18 protein-coding genes are annotated in these 21,095 nt (G+C 61.8%); 6 read left to right on the forward strand and 12 right to left on the reverse strand.

The genetic code is table 11. From position 1 onward, the window contains the following. Positions 1-4: 4 nt before the first annotated feature. The 3 genes from ACFQ95_RS01055 to mfd form a co-directional block, all read right to left on the reverse strand. A complete protein-coding gene (locus ACFQ95_RS01055; protein ID WP_422828930.1) occupies positions 5-1,927 on the reverse strand; it encodes a PrkA family serine protein kinase in 1,923 nt (640 codons plus the stop codon). A gap of 144 nt (positions 1,928-2,071) precedes the next feature. Next, on the reverse strand, positions 2,072-2,791 hold the full coding sequence (gene serB / locus ACFQ95_RS01060; protein ID WP_422828931.1) for a phosphoserine phosphatase SerB: 720 nt from the start codon (positions 2,789-2,791) through the stop codon (positions 2,072-2,074). A 22-nt stretch (positions 2,792-2,813) separates the two neighbouring features. Further along, entirely contained in the window at positions 2,814-6,362 is a 3,549-nt protein-coding gene (gene mfd / locus ACFQ95_RS01065; protein WP_422828932.1) for a transcription-repair coupling factor, read from the reverse strand. Positions 6,363-6,507: 145 nt separating this feature from the next. Between mfd and ispD the strand changes: the two genes are divergently transcribed. Together ispD and ispF are read left to right on the forward strand one after the other, a co-directional pair. Continuing rightward, positions 6,508-7,257, forward strand: a complete 750-nt coding sequence (ispD, locus tag ACFQ95_RS01070) for a 2-C-methyl-D-erythritol 4-phosphate cytidylyltransferase (RefSeq protein ID WP_422828933.1) — start codon at positions 6,508-6,510, stop codon at positions 7,255-7,257. Positions 7,258-7,267: 10 nt separating this feature from the next. Then, entirely contained in the window at positions 7,268-7,747 is a 480-nt protein-coding gene (gene ispF / locus ACFQ95_RS01075; RefSeq protein WP_422828934.1) for a 2-C-methyl-D-erythritol 2,4-cyclodiphosphate synthase, read from the forward strand. 14 nt (positions 7,748-7,761) lie between these two features. On the opposite strand, the gene ACFQ95_RS01080 is transcribed toward ispF, so the two are convergent. Continuing rightward, a complete protein-coding gene (locus tag ACFQ95_RS01080) occupies positions 7,762-9,087 on the reverse strand; it encodes an ATP-binding protein (protein ID WP_422829224.1) in 1,326 nt (441 codons plus the stop codon). Between the two features lie 171 nt (positions 9,088-9,258). Next, positions 9,259-9,990: a two-component system response regulator OmpR gene (ompR, locus tag ACFQ95_RS01085; RefSeq protein WP_422828935.1), complete on the reverse strand. Its 732-nt coding sequence runs from the start codon at positions 9,988-9,990 to the stop codon at positions 9,259-9,261. 463 nt (positions 9,991-10,453) lie between these two features. Between ompR and ACFQ95_RS01090 the strand changes: the two genes are divergently transcribed. Beyond that, complete coding sequence (locus ACFQ95_RS01090) at positions 10,454-11,182, forward strand: SIMPL domain-containing protein (protein ID WP_422828936.1); 729 nt, start codon at positions 10,454-10,456, stop codon at positions 11,180-11,182. On the opposite strand, the gene ACFQ95_RS01095 is transcribed toward ACFQ95_RS01090, so the two are convergent. After that, positions 11,151-11,693: a multidrug/biocide efflux PACE transporter gene (locus ACFQ95_RS01095; RefSeq protein WP_422828937.1), complete on the reverse strand. Its 543-nt coding sequence runs from the start codon at positions 11,691-11,693 to the stop codon at positions 11,151-11,153. The two genes, ACFQ95_RS01090 and ACFQ95_RS01095, sit on opposite strands and share 32 nt — an antisense overlap. Positions 11,694-11,772: 79 nt before the next feature. Here ACFQ95_RS01095 and ACFQ95_RS01100 point away from each other — a divergent pair, with 79 nt between their 5' ends. Beyond that, positions 11,773-12,642 carry a LysR family transcriptional regulator gene (locus ACFQ95_RS01100; RefSeq protein WP_422828938.1) on the forward strand — a complete coding sequence of 290 codons (870 nt, stop codon included), beginning with the start codon at positions 11,773-11,775 and terminating at the stop codon, positions 12,640-12,642. A gap of 95 nt (positions 12,643-12,737) precedes the next feature. Here the strand turns inward: ACFQ95_RS01100 and ACFQ95_RS01105 are convergent, their stop codons facing one another. Genes ACFQ95_RS01105 through ACFQ95_RS01115 form a run of 3 tightly spaced genes read right to left on the reverse strand, consistent with a single transcriptional unit; the run spans position 12,738 to position 15,567 of the window. Further along, the gene (locus ACFQ95_RS01105) at positions 12,738-13,733 is read right to left on the reverse strand and encodes a Bug family tripartite tricarboxylate transporter substrate binding protein (RefSeq protein WP_422828939.1); all 996 of its coding nucleotides are present in this window, start codon (positions 13,731-13,733) and stop codon (positions 12,738-12,740) included. Positions 13,734-13,765: 32 nt separating this feature from the next. Beyond that, positions 13,766-14,509: a hypothetical protein gene (locus ACFQ95_RS01110; RefSeq protein WP_422828940.1), complete on the reverse strand. Its 744-nt coding sequence runs from the start codon at positions 14,507-14,509 to the stop codon at positions 13,766-13,768. Further along, positions 14,506-15,567 (reverse strand): zinc-dependent alcohol dehydrogenase, encoded by a 1,062-nt coding sequence (locus ACFQ95_RS01115; protein ID WP_422828941.1) that lies wholly within the window; start codon positions 15,565-15,567, stop codon positions 14,506-14,508. The genes ACFQ95_RS01110 and ACFQ95_RS01115 overlap by 4 nt, the downstream gene beginning before the upstream one ends. Positions 15,568-15,689: 122 nt before the next feature. On the opposite strand from ACFQ95_RS01115, the gene ACFQ95_RS01120 reads away from it, so the two are divergent. Further along, positions 15,690-16,655: a LysR substrate-binding domain-containing protein gene (locus ACFQ95_RS01120; protein ID WP_422828942.1), complete on the forward strand. Its 966-nt coding sequence runs from the start codon at positions 15,690-15,692 to the stop codon at positions 16,653-16,655. 8 nt (positions 16,656-16,663) lie between these two features. Here the strand turns inward: ACFQ95_RS01120 and ACFQ95_RS01125 are convergent, their stop codons facing one another. Beyond that, positions 16,664-17,548: a LysR family transcriptional regulator gene (locus tag ACFQ95_RS01125; RefSeq protein ID WP_422828943.1), complete on the reverse strand. Its 885-nt coding sequence runs from the start codon at positions 17,546-17,548 to the stop codon at positions 16,664-16,666. A gap of 113 nt (positions 17,549-17,661) precedes the next feature. Here ACFQ95_RS01125 and ACFQ95_RS01130 point away from each other — a divergent pair, with 113 nt between their 5' ends. Next, positions 17,662-19,200 carry an MFS transporter gene (locus tag ACFQ95_RS01130; RefSeq protein WP_422828944.1) on the forward strand — a complete coding sequence of 513 codons (1,539 nt, stop codon included), beginning with the start codon at positions 17,662-17,664 and terminating at the stop codon, positions 19,198-19,200. Here ACFQ95_RS01130 and ACFQ95_RS01135 read toward each other — a convergent pair. Further along, on the reverse strand, positions 19,174-19,671 hold the full coding sequence (locus ACFQ95_RS01135) for an AAA family ATPase (protein ID WP_422828945.1): 498 nt from the start codon (positions 19,669-19,671) through the stop codon (positions 19,174-19,176). The genes ACFQ95_RS01130 and ACFQ95_RS01135 overlap by 27 nt on opposite strands. A gap of 76 nt (positions 19,672-19,747) precedes the next feature. After that, the gene (locus tag ACFQ95_RS01140) at positions 19,748-21,082 is read right to left on the reverse strand and encodes a BatD family protein (protein WP_422828946.1); all 1,335 of its coding nucleotides are present in this window, start codon (positions 21,080-21,082) and stop codon (positions 19,748-19,750) included. Positions 21,083-21,095 lie beyond the last annotated feature (13 nt).

The following is a 21,095-nucleotide window of genomic DNA, read 5'->3' on the forward strand; positions in this document are numbered from 1 at the left end:
CGGTTTAAGACGATTTACGGACCCGCAAATACCATTCGCAGAGCAAGCGCACCTGCTTCTCGGTGTAGCCCTTGGTGATCATGCGGTTGACGAAGTCTTGATGCTTCTTTTGTTCTTCGTTGCTGGCCTTGGTGTTGAACGAGATCACCGGCAGCAGCTCTTCGGTGTTGGAGAACATCTTCTTCTCGATCACCGAGCGCAGTTTTTCGTACGAAGTCCAGCTCGGGTTCTGCCCGTCCTGCCGGGCACGGGCGCGCAGCACGAAGTTGACGACCTCGTTGCGGAAGTCTTTGGGGTTGGAGATGCCGGCGGGTTTTTCGATTTTTTCCAGCTCGTCGTTGAGTGCGGCGCGGTCGAGAATTTCGCCGGTGTTGGGGTCGCGGAACTCCTGGTCCTGGATCCAGAAATCGGCGTAGATCACATAGCGGTCAAAGATGTTCTGGCCGTATTCCGAGTAGCTCTCAAGGTACGAAGTCTGAATCTCCTTGCCTATGAACTCGGCATAACGCGGCGATAAAAACTCCTTGATGAACCGCAGGTACTTTTCTTCCATCTCCGGCGCGTATTGCTCCTGCTCAATCTGCTGCTCCAGCACATACATCAAATGCACCGGGTTGGCCGCGACTTCGCGGTGGTCGAAGTTGAACACGCGCGACAGGATCTTGAAGGCGAAGCGGGTCGACAGGCCAAGCATGCCTTCGTCCACCCCCGCAAAGTCGCGGTACTCCTGGAAACTCTTGGCCTTGGGGTCGGTGTCTTTGAGGTTTTCACCGTCGTAGACGCGCATCTTGGAGAAGATGCTCGAGTTCTCTGGTTCCTTCAGGCGCGACAGCACCGAGAACTGGGCCAACATGCGCAAGGTATCGGGTGCGCAGGGGGCCGCAGCCAGCGAGGAATTGCTCACCAGCTTTTCATAGATGTGGATCTCGTCCGACACGCGCAGCGAATACGGCACCTTGACGATGTAGATCCGGTCGAGAAAGGCTTCGTTGTTGCGGTTGTTCTTGAACGCCTGCCACTCGGCCTCGTTCGAGTGGGCCAGGATCAGCCCATCGAAAGGAATCGCGCCAAAGCCCTCCGTACCTTTGTAATTGCCTTCCTGTGTGGCGGTGAGCAAGGGGTGTAGCACCTTGATCGGCGCCTTGAACATTTCGACAAACTCCAGCACGCCACGGTTGGCCAGGCACAGGCCGCCCGAATACGAATAAGCGTCCGGATCGTTCTGCGAATAGGTCTCGAGTTTGCGGATGTCTATCTTGCCAACCAGCGACGAGATGTCCTGGTTGTTTTCGTCGCCCGGCTCGGTCTTGGAAACCGCCACCTGCGACAGCACGGAAGGCCGTAGTTTGACCACGCGGAACTTGGTGATGTCGCCGCCAAACTCCTGCAGCCGCTTCACGGCCCAAGGGCTCATGATGGTGTTGAGGTAACGAGGCGGAATGCCGTAGTCCTGCTCAAGCAGCTTTGCGTCTTCGGCGGGGTTGAACAGGCCCAGCGGCGACTCGTGTACCGGCGAACCTTTGATGGCGTAGAAGGGCACACGCTCAATCAGGCTCTTGAGTTTCTCGGCGAGTGAAGACTTGCCGCCGCCGACCGGGCCTAGCAGGTAGAGAATCTGTTTCTTTTCTTCCAGCCCCTGCGCGGCGTGGCGGAAGTAGGAGACTATGCTTTCTATCACCTCCTCCATGCCATACAGGTCACGGAAGGCGGGGTAGATCTTCAGCATCTTGTTGGCAAAGATGCGCGACAGCCTGGGCTCGGTGCGGGTGTCGACAATTTCGGGCTCGCCAATGGCCATGAGCATGCGCTCGGCCACACTGGCGTACGCCGCTCGGTCCCGCTTGCACAGATCCAGGTACTCCTGGATAGACATTTCTTCTTCCTGGGCCGCCTCGTAGCGGCTTTGGTAACGCGCGAAGATGGTCATAACACTCTCCTTTGTGAGGATGGATACGTTCCGGCTGTCTCGGGCCCGACTGGTCTTGCTGACGATTCTTTTGTGTTTAATCCTTCTGATCTGATAACGATGATAGGCGTTCCGTGTTGACCTGCGGGAATCAATTACCTGCTATTAGTGCAGGACTTCTAGCAAGCGGTCCAGTCCACCGGTGTTGATGGCTATCATGGCCTGTTCACGTACCTTGGGTTTGGCGTGGTAGGCCACGGAAAGACCGGCTGCACCCATCATTGGCAGGTCGTTGGCGCCGTCGCCCATGGCAATCGCCTGCTGGGGCGTGAGGCCCAGAGCGTTGCAGGTTTCCAACAACATTTTGCGTTTTTCGGCGCCGTCGCAGATGTCGCCCCAGGCCTGGTCCACCACGCGGCCGGTCAACACGCCGTTTTCCGCTTCCAGCACGTTCGAGCGCGTGAAGTTGATCTTCAGCAGGTCGCGCAGGCGGTCCGTAAAGAATGTAAAGCCGCCGCTCACCAACAACACTTTCAGGCCGGCGGCTTGGCAGGTTTCCACCAACCTGGCGGCGCCCGGGTTGAGTTGCAGGCGCTCGCGGTACACCTGTTCCATGCTGCTGACACTCACACCTTTGAGCAGCGCCACCCGGCGGCGCAGGCTTTCCTTGAAGTCGGCAATTTCGCCGCGCATGGTGGCTTCGGTGATGGCGGCCACTTCGGCTTTCAGGCCCACGGCATCGGCAATTTCATCTATGCACTCGATGTTGATGAGGGTGGAGTCCATGTCGAAGGCAATGAGGCCGAAGTCGCGTAAACGCAAGGGCGGCGTAAAGCCCTGGATCACCAGGCCGGGGGAGATTTCTTGAGCTTGTGTGTTTGGCATGTCTTTATTCGATCTATCAGGTTCAGCTTGAGAGCGTTTTGCTGGCTTTGTCGGCGCTTGGTGGCTTTTCAACTTTGACCGGCCCCAGCCCGCGCAACACATCGCGCACCATCTGCGCCCGGTCTTTGGGCTCGGCTAACGCGCGCTCGATGCGCAGCTTGTCGTTGCCCGCGAGCTTGATGTGTTTGTTCTTCTGGATCATCTCGATGATGCGCATGGGTTCAAACGGCGGATTCGGGCGGAAGGTGATGTTGATCAAACCCGGCGCAGCATCCACCTTCACCACGCCATAGGGCTTGGCCAGCACCCGCAGGCGGTGCACGTCGATGAGGGTTTGCGCTTGCGGCGGCAGCTTGCCGAAGCGGTCGACAATTTCTTCAAGCAGGCTGTCGAGTTGGTCGCTGTTGTTGGCCGTGGCGAGCTTTTTGTAGAAGCTCAGGCGCAGGTGCACGTCGCCGCAATAGTCGTCGGGCAGCAGTGCCGGGGCGTGCAGGTTGATCTCGGTCGTGACGTTCAGTGGGCTCAGCAGGTCAGGCTCTATGCCAGCCTTCAGGCTGCGCACGGCTTCGCTGAGCATTTCGTTGTAGAGCTGGAAGCCGACTTCGAGCATGTTGCCGCTTTGGTTCTCGCCCAGAACCTCGCCGGCGCCGCGAATCTCCAGGTCGTGCATGGCCAGGTAAAAACCGGAGCCAAGCTCTTCCATCTGCTGGATGGCGTCTAGCCGCTGGCTGGCGTGTTTGGTCAGGCCCTCCAGGTCGGGCACCATCAGGTAGGCGTAGGCCTGGTGGTGGCTGCGGCCTACGCGGCCACGCAACTGGTGCAGTTGCGCCAGGCCAAATTTGTCGGCACGGCTCATCACAATGGTGTTGGCCGTGGGCACATCGATGCCGGTCTCGATGATGGTCGAGCACAGCAGCAGATTGGTGCGCTGCGCCACAAAGTCGCGCATCACACTCTCCAATTGGCGTTCGGGCATTTGGCCGTGGGCTACGGCGATGCGTGCCTCAGGCAGCAGTTCTTCGAGCTTTTGCCGGCGGTTTTCAATCGTCTCGACTTCGTTGTGCAGGAAATAAACCTGGCCGCCGCGCTTCAACTCGCGCATCACCGCTTCGCGGATCACGCCGTTGTTTTCGCTGCGTACAAAGGTCTTGATGGCCAGGCGGCGTTGTGGTGCGGTGGCAATCACGCTCAAGTCGCGCAGGCCTTCGAGCGCCATGCCCAAGGTGCGCGGAATCGGCGTGGCGGTCAGCGTCAGGACATCGACCTCGGCGCGCATGGCCTTCATGGCCTCTTTGTGGCGCACACCAAAGCGGTGTTCCTCGTCGATGATCAACAGGCCCAGGTCTTTGAATTCGGTCTTCTGGCTCAACAGCTTGTGTGTGCCGACCACAATGTCGACGCTGCCATCGGCCACACCTTTCATGGCGGCGGTGATTTCCTTGGCCGAGCGGAAGCGGCTCATCTCGGCGATCTTCACCGGCCACTTGCTGAAGCGGTCGGTCAGCGTTTGGTAGTGTTGCTCGGCCAGCAGCGTGGTTGGTGCCAAAAACGCCACCTGTTTGCCACCTGTGACGGCAATGAAGGCGGCACGCAAGGCCACTTCGGTCTTGCCAAAACCCACGTCGCCGCAGACCAGACGGTCCATCGGGCGCGGGCTGATCATGTCCTGGATGACCGCATGGATGGCGGCACGCTGATCGGCGGTCTCGTCAAAGCCAAAATCGTTGGCAAAGGTTTCGTAGTCGCCCGGCGAATAGCGGAACGGGAAGCCTTCGCGCGCGGCGCGGCGGGCGTAGATGTTCAGCAGTTCGGCGGCCGAGTCACGCACCTGCTCGGCGGCGCGGCGTTTGGCTTTTTCCCACTGACTGCTGCCCAGGCGGTGCAGCGGCGCTTCGTCGGCGCTGACGCCGGTGTAGCGGCTGATTTGCTGCAACTGGCTCACGGGCACGTAGAGCGTGGCCTTGTCGGCATATTCCAGGTGCAGGAATTCTTGCAGCGCGGGGCTGCCGTCAGGGTTCTTCTCTTGCGTAAGGTTCAGGTGGATCAAACCCTTGTAGCGGCCAATGCCGTGTGCCGAGTGCACCACCGGGTCACCCACATTCAGCTCGCTCAGGTCCTTGATCAGCGCTTCAACGTCGCTGACCTGTTCCTGCTTCTTGCGGCGGCGCGTGGTCGGGCCGGCAGCGAAGAGTTCGGTCTCAGAAACGAAGTCGATGCCGGCTTCCGTCCAGCCAAAACCGACGGTCAGCGCGGCCTTGGTGATGCCAATCTTCTCGGTGCTGTGCTGGAACTCGGCCAGCGAGTCGAACGCCGGCGGGTTGACCTGGCTGGCGCGCAGAAAGTCGAGCAGGCTTTCCTGCCGGCCCGCGCTTTCGGCGAGCAGCAAGACGCGGTGCGGCGTTTGGCTTAAATGCGCTTTGAGGCGTGTCAGCGGGTCTTCGGCGCCGCGCACCACCGAGAGCACGGGCAACACGTCGAACTCGGCAAAGTCGCTGGGCTGGCGTGTGTCGCCTGCGGCAGGCGCGGGCGCGGGGCGCAGGGCCAGTTGGGGATAATGGTTGGCGTGGCCGTAAAACTGTTCCGTGCCGAGGAACAGCGCTTCGGGCGGCAAGGCCGGCCGGTCCGGGTCGCCCTGGATCAAACGGTAGCGGTCTTTGGTGTCTTGCAAGAAGCGTTGGAAGGCCGGTTCCAGCTCGCCGTGCATCACCAGCGTGGCTTGTTCGCCCAGGTAATCGAACACGGTGGCGGCTTGGTCGAAAAACAGCGGCAGGTAGTACTCGATACCGGCGGTGGCCACGCCGTTGCCCATGTCTTTGTAGACGCGGCTCTTGGTCGGGTCGCCATCCAGCAATTCGCGCCAGCGGTTGCGAAACTTGGCACGGGCGTCGTCGTCCATGGGGAATTCGCGGCCCGGCAGCAAGCGCACTTCGGGCACCGGGTACAGGCTGCGCTGGGTGTCGGGATCGAAGGTGCGGATGCTGTCGATTTCATCGTCGAACAGATCGACACGGTAAGGCACCAGCGAGCCCATGGGGAACAGGTCGATCAAACCGCCGCGCACCGCATATTCCCCGGGGCTGACCACTTGTGACACGTGGTTGTAGCCCGCCAGCGTGAGTTGCGCCTTGAGTTTGGCCTCATCCAGCTTTTGCTTGACCTTGAAGTGGAAGGTGTAACCCGCCAAAAAGCTCGGTGGCGCCAGCCGGTACAGCGCGGTGGTGGCGGGGATGATGACCACGTCGACGCCGGTGTCCTTGTCGCGCTGGCCCCCATGGATAGACAAGCGCCAGAGTGTGGCCAGGCGTTCGCTGATCAGGTCCTGGTGCGGCGAGAAGGTGTCGTACGGCAGGGTTTCCCAATCGGGGAACAGGGCGCAATGCAGTTCGGGGGCAAACAACACCAACTCGTCGAGCAAACGCTGGGCATCGGTGGCGTTGGCACAGAAGATGGCGGTGAGGCGGCGCTGTGCCTTGTCACGCGTGGCCAATTGGGCCAGGAGCAAGGCGTCGGCCGAGCCTGGCGGGCTGGGCAGGGTGTAGCGTTTGCCGGGTACGAGTTTGGGTAAGTCCATGGGCTGTTTCGGGGGCAGAAGGCGGGCGTTTGGGCTGTGTCTGTGGCGTTCAACGCTGGGGTTCTGCCCGTTGCACACGTGCCTTTGAGGTCCGTGAAGGGTACGCTAGGGGGCTGGTCGTGTTGGGATTTTAGAATGGCGCCCAATGTCTAGTTCTACTCCCGCCAAAACTCCACGTTTGTTTGTCTTGATTCCCTGTGCTGGCGTGGGCAGCCGCGCGTTGGATCCTGCTGCGCCAAGTATTGTTCCTAAACAATATCAACCCATTGCCGGGCAGCCGCTGGTGCTCCATACCCTCGCAGCCTTTGCCGGCGTGCCGCGCGTGGCGGACATCCTGGTGGTGGTGGCGTCCGATGATTCTTTTTTTGAGGACGCCTCGGCACCATGTGTCGTGTCGCACACTGGCGGCGCCAGTCGCGCGCAGACGGTCGCCAACGGCTTGCACGACTTGTTTGAATTGGGCGCCTGCGGTGACGATTGGGTGCTGGTACACGATGCCGCGCGTTGCTTGGTCACGCCCGCACAGATAGACAAATTGATAGATGCTTGTTTGGGCGACCCCGTGGGTGGGCTGCTGGCTTTGCCCTTGCCCGACACCCTCAAGAGTGAAGGCCAGGGCGAGCGCGCAGGGCGCGTCGACAGCACTTTGCCTCGTGCTGACAAGTGGCTGGCGCAGACGCCGCAGATGTTTCGCATCGGCATGTTGTCGCACGCACTGCAGGCGGCAGCAAGCACTGGCATGGCCGGCATCACCGATGAAGCCAGTGCGCTGGAGGCGCAAGGTTTTGCGCCCAAATTGGTGGCGGGCAGTGCTCAAAACTTCAAGGTCACCTATCCAGAAGACTTCGCTTTGGCCGAAGCCGTATTGGAAAGCCGTGGCCGATCAAAGAACTAAGGACTAAATGATGAATATCAGAATTGGTGAAGGCTGGGACGTCCACGCTTTGGTGCCCGGACGCAAGCTCATCGTTGGTGGTGTGGAAATTCCCCATGTGACAGGCTTGTTGGGCCATTCGGATGCCGACGTGTTGCTGCATGCCATCACCGATGCCTTGTTCGGTGCTGCCGCCCTGGGGGACATAGGCACCCATTTCTCCGACACCGACGCGCAGTTTTATGGCGCAGATTCCATGAAGTTGCTGGTGGAGGCCGCCCGACGTGTGCAAGCCAAAGGTTACCGCATTGGCAACATCGACAGCACGGTGATCGCGCAGGCGCCAAAGTTGATGCCGCATATTCCGGCCATGCGGGCCGGCATTGCGCAAGCTTTGGGGCTTGCGGTTGATCAGGTCAATGTCAAAGCCAAAACGGCCGAGAAACTCGGCCCGGTCGGCCAAGGGCAGAGCATGGAAGCGCGTGCCGCGGTGCTTCTCTTTGCCGATTGAATCCGCGCTTGTTTTTAAGCTGATGTTGCCGATGAACTGCGCCGGGCAGCGGCTCTAGCCGGGCGACCATTGCTGGCGTGCGCGCGCTGCAGTTTCATGTGGGCAGCGAGACCACCCGAACTGGTGTTGGCCAGTTCAAATTCGCCTCCCATGCGCTGAATGGTTTTCTCCACGATAGACAAACCCAAGCCCGCGCCGGTCGCTGCCGTGCGAGCGGTGTCGCCACGGAAAAAAGGTTTTGAAAGATTGGCCAACTGCAGTGGGTCCACGCCTACACCGTGGTCACGCACCTTGATCAGCACCCAGTCGTCGAGCAGCTTGGTGGCAATGTCGACCTGGGTGACGCCGGTATCCGGAGTTTTGCCGTAGCGGCGGGCGTTTTCCAGCAAATTGGCAATCACGCGTGTGAGTTCAACCTCTTCGGCCATCACCATGATGTTGTCGCTCATGCTGACCTGGATACGCATGTCGTCGTCGTCGCGGATGGAGTAGAGGCAGGCGTCCACGACGTTGTTCAGTGAGACGGGCTTCAACTGAACGTGTTCCGGGCGCGCATAGTCCAAGAACTTGTCGATGATGGCATCAAGCTGGGCGATGTCGGCGACCATATGTTCACGGGCGTCGTCGTCGGCCACACTCATCTCGGTTTCCAGGCGTAAACGCGCCAACGGGGTGCGCAAGTCATGCGAAATGCCCGCCAGCATCACCACCCGGTCTTGTTCAATTTTGGCCAGCTTCTGTGCCATGCGGTTAAAGCCGATATTTACCTCGCGGATTTCTCCTGTGACGCCACGCTCGTCGAGGTGGCTAGCGTCAAAATCACCTTCACGGACACGGCTGGTCGCAAATGAAAGCCGCTTGAGCGGGCGATTGATGAGTCGGGCAATGAGTGCTGCTCCTGCCAGAGAGAGCGCGCCCGTGGTGAGCAACCAGATGAGCCAGGTTTTGCCGCCCCCAGGGTTGAAGCGTTCCCGGTCAAGGTGCAACCAGTTGGCATCGCCGTTGATGATGAAGCCTATCCATAGCCCAGGCTTTTCGTTGACGCTACGCGCCACGACGGTGTCGGGCCCCAATTGTTGCAATAGCTCAGCGGCGACACGCTGGCTTAGCGCATCGTCGTCCAGCGGCAAATACTGGTCTGACGGTTCACGCGGCAGGATGCGAACACCGTCTTGCTCGGCCATGGTTTTGATCAGCGAGATGCGGGCGATGCTGTCCGAATGCATCAACGCCGCACGGCTCAAATTGACCAGTGACGCGATCTGCTGTGCAGTTTGGATGGCGCGGGGTGTGAACTCCAGGGCCCGTAGTGTGAGCAGCCACGCCAACATGCTGCCCATCAGCAGCAAGGCCAAAAGAAAAAACGTGCGCCAAAACAGACTGACGACGACGATTTGACGTGACAGATGGGACTTCGGCGGGTGCTTTTGCAGAGGCGCCGGGCTGGTCGCGTCAAATAGATCGGAGGCTTTAGGCAACGGCGTCAAAACTTAGTGGGTGGAGAAAAAGATTCAGTTTGCGCCGTCCGGCACAAACACATAACCAACGCCCCAAACGGTCTGGATATAACGTGGGGCTGCAGCGTCAACTTCGACAAGTTTACGCAAGCGCGAAACCTGCACATCCAAACTGCGGTCGAACGGCTCGAATTCGCGACCTCGCGCAAGCAGGGCGAGCTTTTCACGCGACAGCGGTTGGCGTGGATGGCGCACCAAGGCTTTCAACATGGCGAACTCGCCCGTGGTCAACGGTAGTTCTTCACCATTGCGGTTCAGCGTACGGGATCCGAGATCAAAAGCAAATGGACCAAAAGTAATGATTTCGTTGTCGATCGACGGAGCACCTGGCGCTTCCTTGACGGGGCGGCGGCGCAAAACAGCGTGAATGCGGGCCAGCAGTTCGCGCGGATTAAAGGGTTTGCCAAGATAGTCGTCAGCGCCTACTTCGAGGCCCACGATGCGGTCTATGTCTTCGCCCTTGGCGGTGAGCATGATGATGGGCGTGCGGTCATTTGCGGCACGCAAGCGGCGGCAAATGCTTAAACCATCTTCGCCCGGCATCATCAGGTCAAGCACGATGAGATCGGGCGTGTCGCGCAGCATGATGCGACTCAGTGCCTTGCCATCCTCCGCCAACATCACTTCAAAACCTTCCTGCATCAGGTAGCGGCGCAGCAGATCGCGGATGCGGGAGTCGTCATCTACGACCAAAATTTTGTCTGGTCGGGTGGCCGTTTGGTTCATAAGTCAGCTTCACGTAATTTGTAACAAGCCCGATTCTGCAACGCCTTGGCAGCTGGTTTTGTCGGAAAACGTCTCGTTCTGACAGTATGTTACATATCTTGCACAACGTGCAATTTCACCCTCTGAGGGATGGCTAAGCAATTGATTTTATTTGTGTTTTTATTGAAAAAACATGAAGAAATTCCTGTCCTCAATTTGCAACCAATATTGTGGTTTGGCTCGCTTCGCGGTACGCACCATGTCGCCGTCTTGTATTTGAGCGGAGTCCAATACCCCAAGCGGCATTCCTGGCGCTCCACTTGATCAGGTCGGGGTACTTTGACGCCGCCGCATGGGGGTCCGCAGCTATTGCCCTGTACCTTGATCAGAACCCTGATGCGGTACGGGTGATCCTGTCGTTTGTTTGGTTTCTATGGTGTACCGTGGGGCTGCCTGATTGCAGGTTTAAACGAAAGGGTATTTTTTGAGAACCAACCGCCCCCATACGCTGAAGTTGCTGACGGCTTGTATTGCGCTTGCGGCCTCCGGTGCTGCCGTTGCGCAGAATTCCGTCGCCCAGCCAACACCACAAAACGTGGTGCAGTTGTCGGCCAATGGCACGGTTGAAGTGCAGCAGGACTTGCTGAGCATTTCACTCGCTACAACACGCGATGGTGCCGATGCCAACAGTGTGCAGACGCAACTCAAACAGGCGCTAGATGCCGCACTGAGTGAAGTCAAATCGACGGCGCAACCGGGCCAGATGGACGTGCGTACCGGCAACTTCAACCTTTCTCCCCGCTATAACAAAGATGGCAAATTGACCGGCTGGCAGGGCAGTGTGGGGCTGGTGCTGGAGGGGCGCGACTTCACCCGCATCACGGCTGCGGCCGGCCGGGTGCAGACCATGACTTTGAGCAATGTCGACTTTGGGCTCAGCCGTGAGAAACGTGCCCAGGTGGAGACCGAAGCGCAAACCCAAGCCATCGACAGCTTCAAAGCCAAAGCCGGCGAGATTGCACGCGGCTTTGGCTTTTCTGGCTACACCTTGCGTGAGGTATCGGTGAATGCCAATGACCAGGGCTTTCAGCCGCGTGTACGTGCGATGGCAATGGAGGCCAAGGCGTCTTACGCTGCCAGCGCGCCTGTGCCGGTAGAGGCCGGCAAGACGCTGGTGCAAGTCAACGTGTCTGGGGCCGTGCAGTTGAAGTAGCGGCTGCATCTGCCATGGCGGACGGGGCAGGTTGCCCCGCCCGGCGGCGCATGAAGCGGGCGCGCAGTGTGTCGTAGGCCCAGTTGTAGGCGAAGGTGTAGGGCAGGAAGAACAGCGCAATGCCTATGTCCAGCACGAACGCCTCCCACAAGCCTATAGCGAGCCACCAGGCCGCCAAGGGCACTACGGCGGCAATCAGACCGAGCTCAAACATCACGGCGTGTATGACGCGCGCCGTCACGCCACGCTTGAAGCCAAAACGTGTTTGCGCGCGGTCAAAGAGGGCGTTGAATACCATGTTCCAGAACATGGCGCATAGCGAGATCATGATGGTCAGAGCACCCATGTGCACCAACGAATAACCCAGCAACCAGGCGCCCACCACGGCGCACAGCACCACGGCAATCAGCTCAAACAACAGAGCTTGAAAAAAACGCTCGGCCAGCGACTTTTTCAGTGCGTTGGCGGTTGCAGGATTCACGGCAGAAGAGTTCAGATTGCTTGCAGACATGGCTGTATTTTTATCGGTTTTATGAATATCTAAAAACTGATTAATATCTGTTTTTCCGATAGATCAAGGTTGTCTGCCCATGCGTTATTCCCCGGAAGCCCTGCAAGCCTTCGTCGAGGCCGCCACCCAAGGTTCTTTTTCCGCTGCTGCGCGTCGCTTGGGCAAAAGCCAATCAACCGTGAGTGCCGCCGTGGCGAATCTGGAGGTGGACCTGGGCCTGACCCTGTTTGACCGCAGCAGCCGCAAACCGACGTTGACGCCCGATGGCCGGGTGGCCTTGGGTTTGGTGCAAGGCATACTGGCCGCGAGTGACCAACTCGACCGCGCCGCGCGCCTGCTCGCGGGCGGGCAGGAAGCCAGGCTCAGCGTGGTGTGGTCCGACACCTACCAGTCTGAGCGTTTTGAAGACACCTTGCTGGCGTTTGAAAAACGTTTCCCCGATCTGGAGTTTGAATGCCTGATCGCCGAACACGGCGACCTGGTGGCCTTGGTGCAAAGCGGCCGTGCACAAATCGGCGTGGTGGCGGCGCAGCCGGTGTATCCGCCGGACATCGGCGCCTCGACCATTGCCGAACAATCAGAGATTGCGCTTTACGCCGCCAGCAGCCACCCTTTGGCGAGCATGAAGGACATCAGCCCGCAAACCCTGGCACAGCACCGCGAACTGCGCCTGGCCCAGATCCATCAGTCGGCGGATGCCGCCCGCCCCGCCGTGGGCCGGCGGGTCTGGTCTGCGCCGAGTTACCTGATGCTGCTGGAGATGGCCGCCATGGGCATAGGCTGGGCCGCCGTGCCGCGCTGGATGGTGCCGCACTTTGCGCGCAACGAGTTGCGTGCGCTCGATGCACGGGGCTGGCCGCGGCGTGTGCCGGTAGACGCCGTGTGGTCGCGCCAACGTCCGCTGGGGCCGGCCGCCACATGGTTGCTGGAGGCCATGCTGGCGCCTTGAGGTGTCAGTCTAAGGCTTATGGATAAAGTGCCGCTGGCGCCCATCGCTCTATCGCAAGCAGCTATCAACTTTGATGTTTCCACCGACCGGCGACATCACTCCAGCTTGATGTCTTTTTTGTGGATCAGGTCGCCATACAGCTTGGTGTCGGCCTGAATACGTTGGGCCAGTGCGGCCTGGCTGGTGTCTTCCACCTTCCAGCCTTGCGCAAACAGCTTTTGCTTGATGTCCGCCGTGCTCAGGATTTTGCTCAGGGCGGCGTTCAATTTGGCTTGGTGTGCGGCCGGCATCTTGGCGGGGGCCATCACCGCATTCCACACCTCGATGTTGATGCCGGGCGCACCCAGCTCCTGCATGGACGGCAACTCGGGCGCCAGCGGGCTGCGCGCGGCCGAACTCACACCGATGGCGCGCAGCTTGCCCGCCTGCACCATTGGCGCAACGGTTGAGTTGGGCAACAGCGTCATCTGCACCTGGCCGCCGAGCATGGCGTTCAGGATGGCCGGTCCGCCGGTGAAAGGCACGTGTAATGGATCTATCTTCAGCGTGTCCTTGATCAACTCCATCGCCAGGTGGCCGCCCGAACCCGAGCCTATCGAGCCGTAGGCCAACTTGCTGCCGGCGGCTTGTGTGGCTTTGATGTACTCGGCGGGCGTTTGCGCCGCGCTGCTGTTGGTGGCCACCCACACCAGCGGGGCGCTGCCTATCAGGGCGATAGGCGCAAAGTCTCTGGTGGTGTCGTAGGGCAGTTTGGCGTAGAGGAACTTGGAACTGGTGAGCGGGCCGTTGCCAATCACGCCTATGGTGTGGCCGTCTTCCGCCTTGGCCAAGGCATCGGCACCGATGTTGCCGCTGGCGCCGGGTTTGTTTTCCACGATGACGGGCTGGCCCAGCGCCTTTGCCAGCGGGTCGAGCAGCAGGCGTGCCTGCATGTCGGGTGAGGAGCCGGCGGGGTAGCCGACTATGATGCGCAGGGGCTTGGTCGGCCAGTCGTTGCCCTGGGCGTGTGTTGAGCCAGCGGCCACGGCCAGCAAGCCGGCGGCCAAGGCCGTGAAGCTGCGGCGGGTGGTTTTAAATTGATAGGGGGTCATACGGTGTCTCCTGCTAAGTGTATTTTTGGCGATCAGTTGAATCTGGCGAAAAGGTCTGGCCACGGCGGCTGCCGCTCCGTTAGCGGATGCGCCAGATCGGTTTGGCGCACCTCGCTCAACAAGCTAAAAAATGCGGGGGCCGAGACCGGTACTGCCAACGCCTGCACGGTGCTCAGCAGCCGGTTGCTGGCGGCCACCAGCATGGCCTGGTCCAGGCCATGCAGCATCAGCACCACATCCTGGCCGGGTTGTGAGGCGGTGCCGAGTGTGGCCTCTTGTGTGATCGGGATCTGAAAATCTGCCGCCTCCTGCAAGCTGCCCCACTGCGCGCTCACCACGCCGCCTTGGGCGTACAGCGCGGCCAGCGCCGCGTCGATGGCGGGGGCAAGGCCATCCAGGCCGGCACCTGCAGCGCGCAAGTGCAGCGTGGCCAAATGGCTGGCGCTAGACACCCCCACGCTGCCGCGCAACACACAGGGCAGGCGAAAGAAGTCACGCAACTCGCTGCGCATGCGCGCCGACCATGCCGTGGGCTTGGCAAACACCTCGCGGTAGCGCGCTGTGTTGAGTGCGGCTATGTCTTCCAGCCAATAACAGGTGAAGTATTGCGGCGGATGTTGGCCCGAGGGCTCGGCACTGCGGTAGCGGCGCGCTGCGATGAAGCCCGGCAGGCCGACGCGTTCCGGCACATGTTCAAACGTGTGCCAGCCTTCATATTCGGGTTGTAGTGCCAGGCTGCTGATGCTGTTCCACAGCACCAGAAATGCGCCGCTCATGATGTCGCTGCGGAGCTTGCCAGACCCGGCTGAATCATCACCTTGGTCGCCGTTTTGTTGCGCGACAAGGCAAAGCCGGCATAGGCGTTTTCCAGCGGCAGGCGGTGCGTGATCATGTGGCGCAGGGTTTCCTGGTGGTCGCGCATGTAGTTCACCACCAAAGGCCAGGCCGCTTCCGGTGCGCGGTACGAGGCGCGGATCTGCTGGTGTTTGCGCACCAGCGCGGTGAGGTCAATGGGCACGGGGGCGGCGTGGATGCCGGTGATCACCAGGACACCATGCACCTTTAATGCGGCCAACGCGGGGGCGATCACGGCCGCGGCGCCAGTGGCTTCGATCACCACGTCGAACAGGCCTTCTTCCAGGTAGGGCGCCAAGCCCTTGGCCATGCCCTCGGAGGCGAAGTCGATCAAATCGCTGAAGCCCATCTTGCGCAGCACGTCCAGCCGCGCCGGGTCGCCGTGGCCTGCCACCACCACCTGGCGCGCACCGGCGGCGCGGGCAAACAAGGCAATGCCCTGGCCGATGTTGCCCGGGCCCAGCACCAGCACGCGGTCGCCCGGCTTCACGTCGGCGGTGCGCACGGCTTCATGGCTGACCGTCAGTGGCTCGGTCAGGGCGGCGATTTCCGCGTCCACACCGGCTGGAACGGGCACGCAATTACGTGCGGGCACCAAGGTCCAGGGTGCAAAACCGCCGTCGCGCATCACACCAATGCCACGGCGCTTGACGCAGCCGTCAAAGTTGCCCGCACTGCAAGCCGCACATTCGCCGCAGGTCACGGACGGGCGCACGGCCACCAGTTGCCCGGCTTGCACACTGGTCACACCAGCGCCCAGCGTGTGCACCTCGCCGCTGAATTCGTGGCCCACGGTCACGGGCAATGCGGGGGCCAGAAAGTGGTAGCTGCTGGTCCATTCATCAATGTGCAGATCGGTGCCACATACACCGGCCGAGCGCACGCGCAGCAATACCTCGCCGGGCGGCGGCGCTGCAGGCGAGGGGCAGTCTTGCAGGCTCAGGCCTGGACCGGTTTGGATTTTGCGTAGGGCTTGCATGGTGGGTGCTGGGGCAGAGGAGTTGATGGTGAAAGCGGCGCCAGTGTCGGGCTTGCTCTGCGATATGTAAAAGACTGGATTTGTATCAAAGCCATACTTTAAAAATATAGTAAATTGCCGCCATGGAACTACGACACCTGCGCTACTTCGTCACCACCGCCGAGCTGGGCAGCGTGACCCGCGCGGCCGAGAAGCTCTTCATGGCCCAGCCGCCGCTTTCGGCCCAGTTGCGCCAGTTGGAAGAAGAGGTGGGCGTGCCGCTGCTGCAGCGCTTGCCGCGTGGTGTGCGGCTCACCGTGGCGGGCGAATCATTTCTGCGCGATGCGCGGGCCATTCTGGCGCGTACCCAGGAGGCCGCCACGCGTGCGCGTGAAACCCAGGCCGGCGCGGGTGCGGTGCTGCGGCTGGGCATGGTGCCGTCGTCGCTGCACGTATTGCTGCCCGGCTTTTTGCAGCGCCTGCGCGCGCTGGAGGGCGGCGCTGGCATTCGTGTGCAGGCGCGCGAGATGATCACCTCGCAGCAAATGCAGGGTCTGCGCAACGATGAAATCGACCTGGGCTTTGCGCGCCCTGGCAGCGCGGCGCTGGCACGCCAACCCGGCGCCCCGCAACCCCAACTGCTGGCCGTGATCGACGACCCTTTTTGCCTGGCGCTACCGGTTGCCCACACGCTGGCCAAAACCCGTGCGCCGATTGCCCTGATACAAGCCGCCCAGGTGCAGTTTGTCGCCTTTGCGCGGCACCGCATGGCCGACTACTTCGACCGTACGGCCGCCTTGTGCGAAGAGGCCGGCTTCACGCCCGACATCCGCCACGAGGCCAGCCAGTTCTCCAGCGTGCTGGCCTTGGTGGCCTGTGGTTTGGGCGTGGCCATCGTGCCGGCTTCGCTGGCCATACAGGCACCCGAGGGCGTGGTGTTTCGCCGCCTGCTGGCCTCGCGCGACCAAAGCCGCCTGGCGATTTTGGGGCGTGCCGCCAGCGGCGCGGAGCCTTGGTTGGGGCAAGCCTTGGAAGTGGCCACCAAAGAATTGTCGGCGCTGGGGAAACGTCTCAAGGCTCTGCCGAATCTGGTCGAAAACAAGCGATAGATGAAGGCTTAGCGCAAGGCTTGGCTCAGGTGGTCCACAAACACCCGCACCTTGGGTGACAAATGCCGGCTCGAAGGCCATATCGCTTGAAACTGCCCGGCAATCCCTAGCTGGTCTTCAAACAGGCTCAGCAGGCGGCCGTCGGCCACCGCATCGTCCACCAGAAAGTCGGGCATACATGCAATGCCCAGGCCGCGCAGCGTGGCGCCGCGCAGGGCTTCCATGTTGTTGCAAGTGAGTGCTGTGCGCAGCCGCAGCTCGGGCTCGCTGGCGGCGCGCGGCAACGGCCATTCGAGCAACTTGCCCGAGTTGGGAAAGCGAAACCGCAGCGCCGCGTGTTGCTCCAGCGCGCGTGGTGTGGCTGGTGTGCCGTGGGTTTTGAAATACGCCGGAGATGCGCAGATGCGTTGCCGGTAGTGGCGCAGCGGCCGCGCCACCAGGCTGGAGTCGGGCAGGTCACCGGTGCGAATGGCCACGTCCACACCTTCTTCAATCAGCTCCACGATGCGGTCATTGAAATCGAAGTCCAGCTCGATCTTGGGGTAGCGCGCCACGAACTCGGGCACCAGCGGCAGCAAAAAATGGTAGGCCACGATAGGTGCACTGACCCGCAATTTGCCGCGCGGCGTTTCTCGCGCTTGCGACAGCATGGATTGCGCATCGTCCAGGTCGTCGAGGATGCGGCGGCAGCGCTCGTGGAACAACCGGCCTTCTTCGGTGAGCTGCAGGCGGCGCGTGCTGCGTTGAAAAAGCCGCACGCCCAACTGCTGCTCCAGCCGCGCCACGGCTTTGCCCACGGCCGAGGGAGAAATCTCCAGCACCCGCCCCGCAGTGGCAAAGCTGCCGAGGTCGGCGGTTTTCACAAAGGCCATCAGGCCGTGGAGTTTGTCCATACAGGTGAGGTTTGATTAAAGAAAATTTGTCCTGATTAAGCGGATTTAAAGCCTGTTTATTCTTTATTAAAGCGCGCTTATCGTCACCACTTCTTTTTTCGGGGCATTCCGCGATGAGCCAAACGTTTCAAGTTTCAACCCCGGGCGAGCGGCTGCGGCAACGCAAAGTGCTCGCTGGCGTGTGCCTGGCTTCCGCCGCCATGCCCATGACCTTCACCGGCCCGGCCGTGGCGCTGCGCGACATTGCGCAAGCGCTGGGCGGCTCGCCGGTGGCGCTGGCCTGGGTCACCAACGCCTTTATGCTGGCCTTTGGCAGTTGCTTGATGGTGGCCGGCGCCCTGGCCGACCGGCATGGCCGGCGGCGCCTCTTCATGGCCGGGCTGCTGCTGTTTGTGGGGGCGTCAACCGCACTGGTGGCTGCGCCCAGCCTGCTGCTGTTCGACCTGTTGCGTGCAGTGCAGGGCGTTGCCGGTGCGGCGATCTTTGCCGGAGGCGCCTCAGCCCTGGCCCAGGAGTTTGCGGGGCGAGCGCGGCTGCAGGCCTTCAGCCTGTTGGGCACGAGCTTCGGCCTGGGCTTGACGCTGGGCCCCATCGCCGCTGGCGGCCTCACGGCGGCGTTTGGCTGGCGTGCCATTTTTGTGCTGGTGATCGCCTGCGCCGTCGTCTCCTGGGCGCTGGCGCGGTGCAGCATGCACGAGTCGCGTGACCCGCAGGCGCAGGCACTCGATTGGCCGGGCGCCATCAGCTTCACAGCCGCGTTGACGCTGTTCACCTGCGGCGTGCTGGAGGCCCCGGCGCTCGGCTGGGCGCACCCCGGCACGTTGTGGATGCTGCTCGGCGCGTTGACATTGCTCGCGCTGTTTGTGCGCATCGAGCGCCGGGCTCAGCGGCCCATGCTAGACCTCACGCTGTTTCGCTACCCGCGTTTTGTCGGCGTGCAGTTGCTCGCCGCCGCGCCGGCCTATGCCTACGTGGTGCTGTTGGTTTTGCTGCCGATTCGCTTCATCGGTGTCGAGGGTGTGCCGGTGGGCGAAGCCGGGCGCTGGATGATGGCCTTGTCGGCACCCTTGGTGGTCTTGCCCCTGGTGGCCGGTTGGCTGGCGCGCCGCTTTGCGCCCGCCAGCATTTGCGGTGCCGGTTTGTTGATGGCTGCTGCCGGGCTGGTGTGGCTGTCGCAGGTTGGCGGCGGCTCGCGGGCACTGCTGCCCATGGCCTTGATAGGCGTAGGCATCAGCCTGCCGTGGGGTTTGATGGATGGCCTGGCCGTGAGCGTGGTGCCGAGTGAGCGCGCGGGCATGGCCACGGGTATCTTCAGCACCACCCGCGTGGCGGGCGAGGGCTTGGCCTTGGCTCTGGTGGGCGCGCTGCTGTCGGCGTTAACGGCACAGCAGTTGGCAGGCGCCGGGGCATACGCGCCCGCCGCCGCGCTGGCCGCGCAAGAGTTGGCGGCTGGCAACCTGCAGGCTGCAGCGGCTTTGTTGCCGGGGCAGGCTTTGGCAACGGTGCTGCGCGCCTACGACGCCGCTTTCGCCACGCTGATGCTGGTGCTCGCGGCCATCACGGTACTCACCGCCGTGGTGGTATTTGTATTTCTGCGGCGCGGGGCCGATGTGGAGCAGCGTGGGCTAATGCCGCTGGCGCAGAATCAATGAGGCCGCATCGCTGGCGCTGGTCGTTGCGGTGTCTATGACCAGGCGTGGTGTGGTCCAGGGCGTGTAGTCATGTGTGCTGACCGCCGTCCACGTGGGCAGCACATGGCCCACGATGTCGGCCGTGCGGTGCTCCACGCGGCGCCGGTGTTCGGCGGCGTCTGAGCAGATGATTTCAACTTCCAGCAACACACTGGCCGTGTCGGCCGCCACCGCCCGCCAGGCTTCGCGCGTCACGGCCAATGGGTTCACGCCATCCACCAGCACAGTCTGCCCGAGTTGCAGGTTGGAGCGCGCCAGCGCATAAGCCACCAGATAACCCGCAGGCCCCACGTCCCCAGCCAGAACTTGCGCGGCTTTTAGCGCTTGCTCAATTTCGTCTATGCGCACATAGGCGGCCGCGCAGCGCAGCAAGATTTCGCGTGCGATGCTGGTTTTGCCGGTGCCGGGCAGGCCGCCCAAAACGATCAACATAGGGGTCTCAACAGCCGCAACGGCCAAACAATGGTGTTGGGCTATGGTAGCGCCGCTGCCATGCTGAGCTGTCTGTTCACCCGCGCGATGCCACGCCGGGGTTGAGTGTGGGCAGTCCATTGCCTTTTTCGGCCCGGGCTTGCGAAGACGCCAGCCAGCGCTTGCGTGTGGCGCGCAAGGCGTTGAGCAGCGCATCGCCCTGCCATGCCGCCTCGGTGGGCGCGGCGTGGCTGAACAAACCTGCCTCAAAGTCGCGCCACTGGTTTGTGAGTTCGCTGTCCTGCATTTGCCCGCTCCAGGCCGCGACGCTGGCGCCCAAAGCTTGGCGCGACCAGACCATCACCGCTGCATAAGCCGCCGCAGGTTTGCCGCCATGAAATGCCTGCACCACCGCTTCAAACAAGGCAGGTTCGCTGCTGGCATAGGCCGCCCGGCGCTGGCGTGCGGCTTCGCGCCAGGCGCGCATCCGAGGTGCCAGCCAGCGCGCGGCAAATGCCAGCGCCACCAGCGCCAGCGCCGACTCCAGCCACTGCGTCCAGCGAATGTGCCGCCAGAACGGGTCGGGTTTTTGCTGCACGACCGGGGCAGGGGCCTGCTCGGGCGCAATCGCGTCACCCGCGGTGCGCGCCGCCACCATCACCGTGACGGCGGGTGCTTCAGCGGTTTCTGATTTGTTGGTTGCAGCATTGAACCAGCCGACATCCACGGCGGGCAGGGTGTAGCTGCCGGTCTTCTCAAACACGTAGGTGATCTTGTCGGTGCGCTGCCCGCCGACCAAGCCCACGCGGTCTTTGGTGATGTCGTTGAGTTTGGGGTCGGCGGCGAACACACGTACGCCTGTTGGGGCGTCGATCTTCGGCGGCGGGATCATCATGGATTGCGTCAGCTCGGCATAGGTGTTGACCGTGCGCACCAAGGCGTCGCCGGCCTGCAGTTCAAATGCCTTGCCGGCCGGCGCGCGGTCGAAGCTTTGTTGGATGGTGACCTTGGCCACCGGCTGCACTGCGCCACCCGGCGTGGCGGCCGCACCCTCGGGTATCTTGGCGCTGATCTTGGTGGGCGGCAATTTCACCTGGCCCTGCATCGGTTTGCCTTCGTCGCCGCCGTAGGTGAACTTCACCACCAGCGGCGGCAGCACGAAGTCGCCCGCTTGCTGCGCTGCAAACACATAGGTCTTGGTGATGCTCGCGTAGGTCTCAGTGCCTATCTTCTCCACCGCATTCTGGCCACTTTCATCGGGCATGGTGACGATGGCGCCGGGGATCTGAATGTTAGGAAACTGCGGCGCCGAGGTGAAGTAATTGGGCGCGAGGATTTCCACCTCGAAGCGAATCTGCTGGTTGACCAATGCCGGCTGTTTGCCGAGTACATGTACCCGCGCCAGCGGTCCGGCAGCGTGGGCGACCGCCATGCAAAAAAACAAC

The sequence above is a fragment of the Variovorax sp. HJSM1_2 genome (genome assembly GCF_049316285.1).
Classification (GTDB): Bacteria; Pseudomonadota; Gammaproteobacteria; order Burkholderiales; family Burkholderiaceae_C; genus Rhodoferax_B.

Coding starts and splice junctions, on each gene's coding strand:
- serB (WP_422828931.1), bottom strand. CDS start 2,791: ATGCCAAACACACAAGCTCAAGAAATCTCCCCCGGCCTGGTGATCCAG.
- ACFQ95_RS01140 (WP_422828946.1), bottom strand. CDS start 21,082: ATGGCGGTCGCCCACGCTGCCGGACCGCTGGCGCGGGTACATGTACTC.
- ACFQ95_RS01100 (WP_422828938.1), top strand. CDS start 11,773: ATGCGTTATTCCCCGGAAGCCCTGCAAGCCTTCGTCGAGGCCGCCACC.
- ACFQ95_RS01115 (WP_422828941.1), bottom strand. CDS start 15,567: ATGCAAGCCCTACGCAAAATCCAAACCGGTCCAGGCCTGAGCCTGCAA.
- ompR (WP_422828935.1), bottom strand. CDS start 9,990: ATGAACCAAACGGCCACCCGACCAGACAAAATTTTGGTCGTAGATGAC.
- ACFQ95_RS01080 (WP_422829224.1), bottom strand. CDS start 9,087: ATGGGCAGCATGTTGGCGTGGCTGCTCACACTACGGGCCCTGGAGTTC.
- ACFQ95_RS01105 (WP_422828939.1), bottom strand. CDS start 13,733: ATGACCCCCTATCAATTTAAAACCACCCGCCGCAGCTTCACGGCCTTG.
- ACFQ95_RS01130 (WP_422828944.1), top strand. CDS start 17,662: ATGAGCCAAACGTTTCAAGTTTCAACCCCGGGCGAGCGGCTGCGGCAA.
- ACFQ95_RS01110 (WP_422828940.1), bottom strand. CDS start 14,509: ATGAGCGGCGCATTTCTGGTGCTGTGGAACAGCATCAGCAGCCTGGCA.
- ACFQ95_RS01095 (WP_422828937.1), bottom strand. CDS start 11,693: ATGTCTGCAAGCAATCTGAACTCTTCTGCCGTGAATCCTGCAACCGCC.
- ACFQ95_RS01120 (WP_422828942.1), top strand. CDS start 15,690: ATGGAACTACGACACCTGCGCTACTTCGTCACCACCGCCGAGCTGGGC.
- mfd (WP_422828932.1), bottom strand. CDS start 6,362: ATGGACTTACCCAAACTCGTACCCGGCAAACGCTACACCCTGCCCAGC.
- ACFQ95_RS01055 (WP_422828930.1), bottom strand. CDS start 1,927: ATGACCATCTTCGCGCGTTACCAAAGCCGCTACGAGGCGGCCCAGGAA.
- ispD (WP_422828933.1), top strand. CDS start 6,508: ATGTCTAGTTCTACTCCCGCCAAAACTCCACGTTTGTTTGTCTTGATT.
- ispF (WP_422828934.1), top strand. CDS start 7,268: ATGAATATCAGAATTGGTGAAGGCTGGGACGTCCACGCTTTGGTGCCC.
- ACFQ95_RS01125 (WP_422828943.1), bottom strand. CDS start 17,548: ATGGACAAACTCCACGGCCTGATGGCCTTTGTGAAAACCGCCGACCTC.
- ACFQ95_RS01135 (WP_422828945.1), bottom strand. CDS start 19,671: ATGTTGATCGTTTTGGGCGGCCTGCCCGGCACCGGCAAAACCAGCATC.